The 8923-nt window shown below is 64.7% G+C and carries 11 protein-coding genes; 9 read left to right on the forward strand and 2 right to left on the reverse strand.

Translation table 11 applies throughout. From position 1 onward, the window contains the following. Positions 1–133: 133 nt before the first annotated feature. The 4 genes from VSX60_RS04630 (at position 134) to VSX60_RS04645 (ending at position 4431) form a co-directional block, all read left to right on the forward strand. Complete coding sequence (locus tag VSX60_RS04630) at positions 134–1030, forward strand: dienelactone hydrolase family protein (RefSeq protein ID WP_327622971.1); 897 nt, start codon at positions 134–136, stop codon at positions 1028–1030. 208 nt (positions 1031–1238) lie between these two features. Beyond that, a complete protein-coding gene (locus tag VSX60_RS04635; RefSeq protein ID WP_442872879.1) occupies positions 1239–1715 on the forward strand; it encodes a chemotaxis protein CheW in 477 nt (158 codons plus the stop codon). A 449-nt stretch (positions 1716–2164) separates the two neighbouring features. Further along, positions 2165–3961, forward strand: coding sequence for a methyl-accepting chemotaxis protein (locus tag VSX60_RS04640; protein WP_327622972.1), 1797 nt, complete (start codon positions 2165–2167; stop codon positions 3959–3961). Continuing rightward, a complete protein-coding gene (locus VSX60_RS04645) occupies positions 3961–4431 on the forward strand; it encodes a chemotaxis protein CheW (RefSeq protein ID WP_327622973.1) in 471 nt (156 codons plus the stop codon). Before VSX60_RS04640 ends, VSX60_RS04645 begins: the two co-directional genes overlap by 1 nt. Before the next feature lie 82 nt (positions 4432–4513). On the opposite strand, the gene VSX60_RS04650 is transcribed toward VSX60_RS04645, so the two are convergent. Then, a complete protein-coding gene (locus VSX60_RS04650) occupies positions 4514–4939 on the reverse strand; it encodes a MerR family transcriptional regulator (RefSeq protein ID WP_327622974.1) in 426 nt (141 codons plus the stop codon). 77 nt (positions 4940–5016) lie between these two features. Between VSX60_RS04650 and VSX60_RS04655 the strand changes: the two genes are divergently transcribed. Genes VSX60_RS04655 through VSX60_RS04675 form a run of 5 tightly spaced genes read left to right on the forward strand, consistent with a single transcriptional unit; the run spans position 5017 to position 7575 of the window. After that, the gene (locus tag VSX60_RS04655) at positions 5017–5415 is read left to right on the forward strand and encodes a mercuric transporter MerT family protein (protein WP_327622975.1); all 399 of its coding nucleotides are present in this window, start codon (positions 5017–5019) and stop codon (positions 5413–5415) included. 10 nt (positions 5416–5425) lie between these two features. Continuing rightward, positions 5426–5761, forward strand: a complete 336-nt coding sequence (locus VSX60_RS04660) for a heavy-metal-associated domain-containing protein (protein ID WP_327622976.1) — start codon at positions 5426–5428, stop codon at positions 5759–5761. Positions 5762–5767: 6 nt separating this feature from the next. Beyond that, on the forward strand, positions 5768–5986 hold the full coding sequence (merF, locus tag VSX60_RS04665; RefSeq protein ID WP_206454502.1) for a mercury resistance system transport protein MerF: 219 nt from the start codon (positions 5768–5770) through the stop codon (positions 5984–5986). Continuing rightward, on the forward strand, positions 5986–6210 hold the full coding sequence (locus VSX60_RS04670; RefSeq protein WP_327622977.1) for a GDCCVxC domain-containing (seleno)protein: 225 nt from the start codon (positions 5986–5988) through the stop codon (positions 6208–6210). The genes merF and VSX60_RS04670 overlap by 1 nt, the downstream gene beginning before the upstream one ends. Before the next feature lie 9 nt (positions 6211–6219). Continuing rightward, positions 6220–7575, forward strand: coding sequence for a dihydrolipoyl dehydrogenase family protein (locus VSX60_RS04675; RefSeq protein WP_327622978.1), 1356 nt, complete (start codon positions 6220–6222; stop codon positions 7573–7575). A gap of 19 nt (positions 7576–7594) precedes the next feature. On the opposite strand, the gene VSX60_RS04680 is transcribed toward VSX60_RS04675, so the two are convergent. Beyond that, the gene (locus tag VSX60_RS04680; protein ID WP_327622979.1) at positions 7595–8626 is read right to left on the reverse strand and encodes a hypothetical protein; all 1032 of its coding nucleotides are present in this window, start codon (positions 8624–8626) and stop codon (positions 7595–7597) included. Positions 8627–8923 lie beyond the last annotated feature (297 nt).

Here is an 8923-nt window from a genome sequence, read left to right on the forward strand (position 1 = left end):
GCCACCCCCCTTTCGGCGCAAAGCTTCCCCTGCTACCGCTTTAAGGAGTCACGCTCCTAGGGGAACGCGGTCGCCTTGCGGGCAGAGGCGACCGCGTTAGTATTCCCAATGATGGAGCATGGGAGCAAGCGCAATGACCGACGAAACACCCCGCACGCCGAAGATCACCCAGGCGATGATCGACGTCTATGACGAATACACGCATCTGACACTGGACCGGCGCGGCTTCATGGCCAAGCTGACGGCGCTTGCCGGCTCGGCGACGGCGGCGGCCGCGATCGCGCCGCTGATCGGCGCGTCCAAGGCCAGCGCCCAGATCGTCGCCCCGCAGGATGAGCGGGTGACGACCGTGTGGGCGCAATTCCCTGCCGCCGGCGCGGAGATGAAGGCCTATGTCGCCAAGCCGACCGACGCCGAGGGACCGCTGCCCGGAGTCCTCGTCATCCACGAGAACCGCGGCCTCAACGCCCATATCGAGGACGTCGCGCGACGGCTGGCGCTGGAGGGCTTCGTCGCCGTCGCGCCGGACTTCCTGTCGGCCGATGGCGGCACGCCGACGGACGAGGACAAGGCGCGCGAGATGATCGGCGCGCTCGACGGCGCCAAGACGGTGGAGAGCGCAGTCGCGGCGCGCGAATGGGCGACGAGCGAGGCCGGCACCACCGGCCAAGTCGGGGCGGTCGGCTTTTGCTGGGGCGGCGGGCTGGTCAACAGCCTGGCGGTCGCCGATCCGGAGCTCGGCGCCGGCGTCGCCTATTACGGCCGCCAGCCGGACGCGGCCGATGTCGCAAAAATCAAGGCGCCGATGCTCCTGCACTATGCCGGGCTCGACGAGCGCATCAATGCCGGCATCGACGCCTACAAGGCGGCGCTGGAGGCGGCCGGGATGGAGCATGCGATCGTCGTCCATGAGGGCGTCAACCACGCCTTCAACAACGACACATCGGCGGCGCGCTACGACAAGGCGGCGGCGGACAGCGCCTGGGAGCAGACGGTCGCGTTCCTGAAGCAGCACCTCGGCGGCGGTTGATCCCGCCGCGTTCCGGCTACCGCACGATCGCCGGGACGGGACCGACACGCGCCATCCAAGCGCAGGAATGCGCGGACGAGCGCCATGCCGTGGCGTCGTTTACAGAATTTTAACCCTCGTCCCCCGCCAGATTATTAATCTCAATGCCGTTTGGTCACCACATCGAATTCGTCGCTCGGCCAAACCTTGCCGCGACGCGTGGATGAGGATGGCGATGAAGACCCCGGACTATCACGATGGCGGCCCTGTGGAGGTCGTCGCCTTCCGTGTCAACGAGCAAGAATTCTGTGTCCGGACGATTTCGGTGCGCGAAATCCGGGGGTGGTCGCAATCGACCCCCTTGCCGAATTCCTCGCCCGACATCCTGGGCATGATCAATCTGCGCGGGACGGTCATTCCCGTGGTCAGCATGGCGCAGAAGCTCGGCATGACCGCCGCGCCGCCGAATCCTCGCAGCGCCATTGTCGTCGTCGAGGTTCAAGATACGATTCTGGGCCTGCTCGTGGACGGTCTCTCCGACCTCCTGACCTTCGACGGCTCCACTATCCAGCCGGTTCCGGAAATGACCGGCGGCTACGACAAGAGCTATACCGAAGGCATCATCGCGCACGCCGACGGCATGATCTGCTTCCTCAACCTCGACCACATGTTTCCAGACGTCGCAAAATTGGCTGCCGCGGCGTAATGCCGCAAGGGGAGCTGGGGACTGCCGCCAACTAACGGCGGCACCTTCGGTATTCGCCCTCGGCCCTCGCTCGAGGTATCAACGCCGCGATCAAGTGGCGGGCGCGAATTTCGGTTATTTCAGAGCTCGTTACGCGAAACGCGACAAAGGCATTTCAGGTTTGCATCGAGTCCCATGGGGCCGTGCGCCGGCAATAACAATTATCATCCGTACTCTTTTTACATCGCACCTTCCTCACCGATGCGTGATGCAAATACTTACGAATGAAATCAGTTGTTAACAGATAGCCGTCTAACAACCCCATTAAGCTCGCTTGCCGGATGCCAAGCGTATGCCTGAGCGTCGCGAAAGCGTGCCCGGCTGTCCGACGAGCGACGCGCCTTCATATTGGCGCGAGTTCAATTGGGTCCGACCGGAAAGTCGGCAGTGAGGGTGAGGAGATAGGTTTGATGGGTATTCTACCGGCAGGTTTCGGGAATGGCGATTCAAAGGCCATTCTCGCGGCGCTCAGCAAGTCGCTCGCAACAATCGAGTTCAAGCCGGATGGCACGATCATCACGGCCAATGAGAACTTCTGCAGCGCGATTGGCTATGACGTCAGCGAGGTCGCCGGACGGCATCATTCGATGTTCGTCGAACCGGCCTACGCCCAGAGCGCCGAATACAAAGAGTTCTGGGCCAAGCTCGGACGCGGCGAATTCGATGCGCGCGAATACAAGCGCTTCGGCAAGGGCGGCAAGGAAATCTGGATCCAGGCCACCTATAATCCGATCCTCGGTGCCGGCGGGAAGGTTCAAAAAGTCCTCAAGATCGCGACGGACATTACCGCCGCCAAGCTGGTTTCGGCCGAAAATTCCGGCAAACTCGATGCCATCGGTCGGGCGCAGGCGGTGATCGAGTTCACCGTCGACGGCAAGATCCTCACCGCGAACGACAATTTCCTGAACGCGATGGGCTATGGGCTCGACGAGGTCGTCGGACGACACCATTCGATGTTCGTCGAACCGGCCTATGCCCAATCACCGGACTACCGCAATTTCTGGACGCGGCTCGGCAGCGGCGAGTTTGTGTCCGAGGAATTCAAGCGGATCGGCAAGGGCGGCAAGGAAATCTGGATCCAGGCGTCCTACAACCCGATCTTCGACATGAGCGGCAAGGTGATGAAGGTGGTCAAATTCGCGACCGACATTACCGGGCGCGTCGAAGCCGTCAACGAGCTCGCCAACGGACTCGGCCGGATGGCCGATGGCGACGTGCGTCAGCGCATCACTCGACCCTTCATTCCGGCCCTCGACAAATTGCGCGAGGACTTCAACGAGTCCGTCGGCACTTTGGAGGCGGCCCTGCAGAAGGTTGGAGAGAATGCGTCCGCCATTCATAGCGCCAGCGCCGAAATCCAGACCGCGTCCGACGATCTGGCGAAGCGGACGGAACAGCAGGCTGCGTCCGTCGAGGAGACCGCCGCCGCGATCGAAGAGATGACGGCGACCGTGAAGAGTTCCACCGAGCGGGCCGAAGGGGCCGGGCAACTGGTCACCCAGACCAGGGCGGGAGCGGAGAAGTCCGGCGAGGTCGTGCGGCGTGCCGTCGCCGCAATGGGCGAAATCGAGGCCTCGTCCGGCCAGATCGTCAACATCATCGGGGTGATCGACGAGATCGCCTTCCAAACCAATCTCCTGGCTCTCAACGCTGGGGTGGAGGCGGCGCGCGCCGGCGAAGCCGGCCGGGGCTTCGCGGTCGTCGCCCAGGAAGTGCGCGAACTCGCCCAACGCTCGGCGAAAGCGGCGAAGGAAATCAAGAGTCTGATCAACACCTCGGGCGAGAACGTCAAGCTGGGTGTGGGGCTGGTCGGCGAGACGGGTGCCGCGCTCGAGACCATCGTCAGCGAGGTGAAGGAGATCGACCAGCACGTCACGGCGATCGTCGAGGCCGCGCGCGAACAAATGGTCGGGCTTCAGGAGATCAACAAGGCCGTCGCTTCGATCGACCAGGGCACGCAGCAGAACGCCAGCATGGTGGAGGAGTCCTCCGCGGCCTGTCACGGTCTCAGCCAGCAAGCCGCGGCCTTGACCGAACTGTTGGGCCATTTCGACCTCAGCGACGAACGGCAGGGAGCGCAGCCCGCCGGCCGAAAAGTCACGAGGATGCCGGATTCTCCAGCCCGGCAGCTCGTAGGGAAAGTCTCCCGCGCCTTCGCGACCAATGGCAACGCGGCAGTCGACGCCAACACATGGGAGGAATTTTGATGGCTCCCGACATCGGAGAGGACGGCGGACCGCTCGAAATCGTCGCCTTCCGCATCAACGAGCAGGAGTTTTGCGTCCGGACCATCTCGGTCCGCGAAATCCGAGGGTGGTCGCAATCGACTCCCTTGCCGAACTCCCCGCCGGACATCCTGGGCTTGATCAACCTGCGCGGCACCATCATTCCGGTGGTCAGCATGGCCCGCAAGCTCGGAATGACCGCCACGGACCCCAATCCGCGCAGCGCCATAGTGGTGGTCGAGGTTCAAGGCAAGACGCTCGGCCTTTTGGTCGACCGCCTGTCCGACATCATGACCGTCGATCATTCCAGCATCCAGCCCGTCCCCGAAATGAGCGGAGCTTACGAGAAGAGCTACGCCCAGGGGATCATCGCGCACTCGGACGGCATGATCTGCTTCCTCAACCTCGAACAGATGTTTCCGCAGGCCGTCGCGCTCGCGGAAGCGGCGTAACGCGAAACAATCCAAGAGGCCGGGCGCACACCCATGCGACCGGCCTTTCGCCGAACACTTATCTCCTGTGCCAGCACGGCGATCAGCGGTTGCCGGAATCCAGCAGCGTATCCAGGATCGGGCAATCGGGCACATTGCCGCCCTCGCATTCCGCCGAGACCGCCACGAGCGTACGCTCCAGGCGCTCAAGGTCGGCGATCTTGGCGCGGATGCCGTCGATATGGCGACGGGTCAGCGCCAGAACCTCGCCGCACGTCGTGTCGCGCGCATCGGTGAGACCCAGCAATCCCCGCAATTCCTCGATCGAGAAGCCGAGTTCGCGGCCGCGCAGGATGAAGCCGAGCCGCGCCTGATCATCCGGCGCATAGAGCCGGTGACCGCCCTCTGAGCGGTCCGGAACGCCGAGCAACCCGATTTTCTCGTAGTAACGGATCGTCTCGCTGTTGCAGCTCATGCGCTTGGCCAGTTCGCCGCGCTTGAGCACCGCTCTCGCAGCCGTGATCGCCATAGCGGAAAAAACCTCTTGAACCTGTAGTCGCTACAGACCGTAGATGTTGGTCCACCCGAAAGCGAGGGCCAATCGACATGAGCGACACAGCAGCCGAGATCGGACGAAAAGACGCACGACCGGCCGCCCCGGAGCGGCGCGAGGCGTGGTTCGCGGGCGGCGGTGTCGTCGGCGCGGTGCTCGCCTCGTCCTGCTGCATCGCGCCGCTGGTTCTGGTCACGCTGGGGATCAGCGGAGCCTGGATCGGCAATCTGACGGCGCTGACCCCCTACCAGCCGTATTTCGTCGCCCTGACGCTGGTGTTTCTCGGGCTCGGGTTCTGGCAGGTCTATTTCCGGCCGAAAGCGGCCTGCGCGGTCGGCGCCGCCTGCGCCCGCCCCATTGCCTCGCTGATCACGCAAAGCGCCCTTTGGATCGCCACCGTCCTGGTCATCCTGTCGATGACCAACGCCTGGTGGGCGCCGTTATTCTATTAGGAGACCACGCATGAAACGCCTGTCGACCCTTTCCCTGGCCGCTGCGATGCTGAGCGTCGTCGGACTTGGCGCGGCCCTGCTTGCCCCGGCGGCGATCGCGCAAACGCAGACGGAAGCCGCCCCGGCGCTTCAGACCCAAACCTTCACGATCGCAAACATGACCTGCCCGACCTGTCCGATCACCGTCAAACTGGCGATGAGCGGGCTCGACGGCGTTACTTCGGTCGCGGTCGATCTCGACGCCCAGACGGCCACGGTGGTGTTCGATCCGGCGATAGTCACGCCGGGCGACCTCGCCGAAGCCTCGACCAACGCCGGCTACCCGGCCAAAATCACCGGAAGCTGATCCGTCATGAAAGACAGGACGCTTCTCAAGACCGGCATTGTCGGCTCGGTGATCGCGGCGATCTGCTGCTTCACTCCGGCGCTGGTGATCCTCTTCGCCTTCGCCGGGGTCTCCGCCTGGCTGGCCTTCGCCGACTATGTGCTGTTTCCGCTGCTGTTCCTGTTTGTCGGCATCACCGCCTACGCCCTCCTGCTACGCCACCGCCACAAGAAAGCCGCCTGCTGATGGAACCTCGCTCCACCCTCACCTGCCCGCAATGCGGACACCAGGAAACCGAAACCATGCCGACCGACGCCTGCCAGTTCTTTTATGACTGCAAGGGCTGTGGCGCGCTGCTCAGGCCGAATGCCGGGGATTGCTGCGTCTATTGCTCCTTCGGCAGCGTGCCCTGTCCGCCGATCCAGGAAGCGCGGGCGAGCGGCGAAACCGCCGCCTGCTGCGCGAGCTAGAGTTAGCCCATGACCCAGAATTTCGACCTCATCGTGCTCGGCGTCGGCATGGCCGCCGTCAGCGCCGCCAACAAATGCGCCGCCGCCGGCTGGTCGGTCGCCGTCGTCGACGAACTGCCCTATGGCGGCACCTGCGCACTGCGCGGCTGCGACCCGAAGAAGATGCTGCGCCGGGGCGCCGAGATCATCGACGCGGCGCGACTGATGCGCGGCAAGGGCGTCGAAGCCGGCGACCTTAAGATCGACTGGGCCGATCTGATGGCGTTCAAGCGCAGCTTCACCGACGCGATGCCGGACAAGATCGAGGGCGGTCTCGACAAGAACGGCGTGAGCACGTTTCACGGCCCGGCGCGCTTCCTGAACGACAACACGGTCGAAATCGGTGGAGAGACCCGGCTGCAGGGCCGCCACATCCTGATCGCCACCGGCGCCGAGCCCCGGCCGCTGGAATTTCCGGGCGCCGAACACGTCATCGACAGCACGGCGTTTCTGGAGCTGGAAACGCTGCCGCGCCGCATCGTCTTCGTCGGCGGCGGCTACATCTCCTTCGAGTTCGCCCATATCGCGGCGCGGGCCGGCAGCGCGGTCCAGATCGTCCAACGGGGCGAACGGCCGCTGAAGGGTTTTGACCCCGACCTCGTCGACAGACTGGTCGCGCGCGGCCGTGAGGCGGGCGTCGCCGTCACCACCATGACGGATCTCACATCGGTGGAACGGAGCGGCGACGGCTACACCGTCCATGCCGAGACCGACGGCAAGCCCGCGACATTCGCCGCCGATCTCGTCGTCCACGGCGCCGGCCGCGTGGCGGCGATCGACCGGCTCGACCTTGCGGCGGCGGGGGTCGAGGCGAGCGAGGCCGGCATCCGCGTCGACCGTCATCTCAAGAGCGTTTCCAACCCGGCGGTCTTTGCCGCGGGTGACGCCGCCGACACGGACGGCCCACCGCTGACGCCGGTGGCCGTTGCCGAGGGCAAGGTCGCCGCCTCGAACATGCTGAAGGGCGATCACGCCACCGTCGATTATCGCGGCGTACCGAGCGTCGTCTTCACGATTCCCGAGCTTGCCCGGGTCGGCATGCTGGAGTCCGAGGCACGGGAGCAAGGCCGCAACTTTCGGGTGGCGTATAACGACACCAGCGGCTGGTACTCCAATCTGCGGGTCGGCGAGACCCATGCCGCCACCAAGATCCTGATCGACGCCGACAGCGACGAGATTCTCGGCGCGCATCTGCTCGGGCCGGAATATGCCGAGATCGTCAATTTCTGCGGCCTCGCCATGCGGCTGGGGCTGAAAACCCGCGACCTCAAATCGATGATCGCCGCCTACCCGTCCGTCGGCTCAGACCTCGGCTCGATGCTGTAGTGCGCCTCCCGGCGCGCGCCTATCCACGCGGGGCGAAATAGCGGGTGGCGCCGTCCTCGCCGGTGCCGGTGCGGGCAAGGCCGAGTTCGGCGAGATTGCGCAGCACCTCCTCGACATTCGCCAGCTTCTTTTTCGTCGCCTTGCCGGCGAAGGCGGCGGCGAGCTGGTCAGGCAGGACCGGCTCGGGGGCGCGCGCCAGCGCGTCGCGGACGAGGCGGATCTGCTCGAAAGTGTCCGCCGGCAGCGCCGGCGGTTTGACGCCGGCCGCCACCACCGCGATTTCGGCCTCGATCTGCGTCGCGGCGGCGGGCTCGGCCACCTTGTGACCGAGTTTTGGGATCTGGTAGTCCGGCCGCAGCCAGCGGACATAGCCGCGCTTTTCCTCGGCCTGGCGCTCCAGGTTGAGCGCCACGAGACGGCTCAACAGCTCCTCCTCGGCGACCTCCTGGTCCTCGCTCTTGAATGGCGAGGGCATGGTCGCGCCGGGCCGGCCGACGAGGCGGGTAGCCAGATCCTCCCAGCCATAGGCGGCGAAGACGGCGCGGTCGATGTCGTCGTGAATCTCCTTCAGGACGGCGATCAGCCCGGCATCGTAGATGGCGCGTTCCGCCTCGCTCAGCGGCGGAACGGCGGCGGGCTCTGCGGTTGCGCCCGGTTCTTCTCCCCGGCGGGGAGAAGGTGGCGCCGCAGGCGCCGGATGAGGGGTCTTGCCACCGCCTTGTCCCTCACCCGGTTCGCTTCGCGAACCACCCTCTCCCCCGAGAGGAGAGGAATGGGCGCCCTGCCCGGCACGCCCGGCCCATTCCAGCGCGCGGACGCGCTCCAGCACGTTGTAGAGGCCGGTCATGGTCAGGAAATCGTGCTCGGCCAGCCGCTGCTTGCGGAAGGCATCGAGCCGCTCACCCAGCTCGGCGAGATGCGCGCGACGCGCGGCATTGCCGGCATCCTCCGGCCCGCGCAAAGCGGGCGGAACCTCGGCCACGCAGGCGGGAAAGGGAAAGGGGTCGAAGGTGCGGGTATTGTTGTAACGAGGGTCGTTACCGATTCCCATGAACCCACCAAGCTGAATTGCCCAATATATGTGAAGTCGTGCCGATAGCACCGCTAGCGCGCTATGCGATGCAAAGGCGATTGCTATAAGACCCTGATCTGGTAGAGCTGGCTGGCAGATAGATGTAAATATCCTATGCCGCGCAGTCATCGGCGTGACTATGTACCAAGAAATCTTTTCTAATCCATCTCTTATACCAACGGGCGCTGATCAAGACCCATGCGCCCACTCTCGCATTCCGATGGACGTGATTTTCCAGGGCTGATCGACGAGCTTGTTCCAAGCTGCGCAGCAGTG

Source organism: Aurantimonas sp. A3-2-R12, from assembly GCF_036016755.1.
Taxonomy (GTDB): domain Bacteria; phylum Pseudomonadota; class Alphaproteobacteria; order Rhizobiales; family Rhizobiaceae; genus Aurantimonas; species Aurantimonas coralicida_A.

Excerpts from the sequence above, each read along its gene's own strand:
- VSX60_RS04650 (WP_327622974.1), bottom strand. The coding sequence starts at position 4,939 with ATGGCGATCACGGCTGCGAGAGCGGTGCTCAAGCGCGGCGAACTGGCC.
- VSX60_RS04680 (WP_327622979.1), bottom strand. The coding sequence starts at position 8,626 with ATGGGAATCGGTAACGACCCTCGTTACAACAATACCCGCACCTTCGAC.
- VSX60_RS04640 (WP_327622972.1), top strand. The coding sequence starts at position 2,165 with ATGGGTATTCTACCGGCAGGTTTCGGGAATGGCGATTCAAAGGCCATT.
- VSX60_RS04630 (WP_327622971.1), top strand. The coding sequence starts at position 134 with ATGACCGACGAAACACCCCGCACGCCGAAGATCACCCAGGCGATGATC.
- VSX60_RS04635 (WP_442872879.1), top strand. The coding sequence starts at position 1,239 with ATGGCGATGAAGACCCCGGACTATCACGATGGCGGCCCTGTGGAGGTC.
- VSX60_RS04660 (WP_327622976.1), top strand. The coding sequence starts at position 5,426 with ATGAAACGCCTGTCGACCCTTTCCCTGGCCGCTGCGATGCTGAGCGTC.
- VSX60_RS04675 (WP_327622978.1), top strand. The coding sequence starts at position 6,220 with ATGACCCAGAATTTCGACCTCATCGTGCTCGGCGTCGGCATGGCCGCC.
- VSX60_RS04655 (WP_327622975.1), top strand. The coding sequence starts at position 5,017 with ATGAGCGACACAGCAGCCGAGATCGGACGAAAAGACGCACGACCGGCC.
- merF (WP_206454502.1), top strand. The coding sequence starts at position 5,768 with ATGAAAGACAGGACGCTTCTCAAGACCGGCATTGTCGGCTCGGTGATC.
- VSX60_RS04670 (WP_327622977.1), top strand. The coding sequence starts at position 5,986 with ATGGAACCTCGCTCCACCCTCACCTGCCCGCAATGCGGACACCAGGAA.
- VSX60_RS04645 (WP_327622973.1), top strand. The coding sequence starts at position 3,961 with ATGGCTCCCGACATCGGAGAGGACGGCGGACCGCTCGAAATCGTCGCC.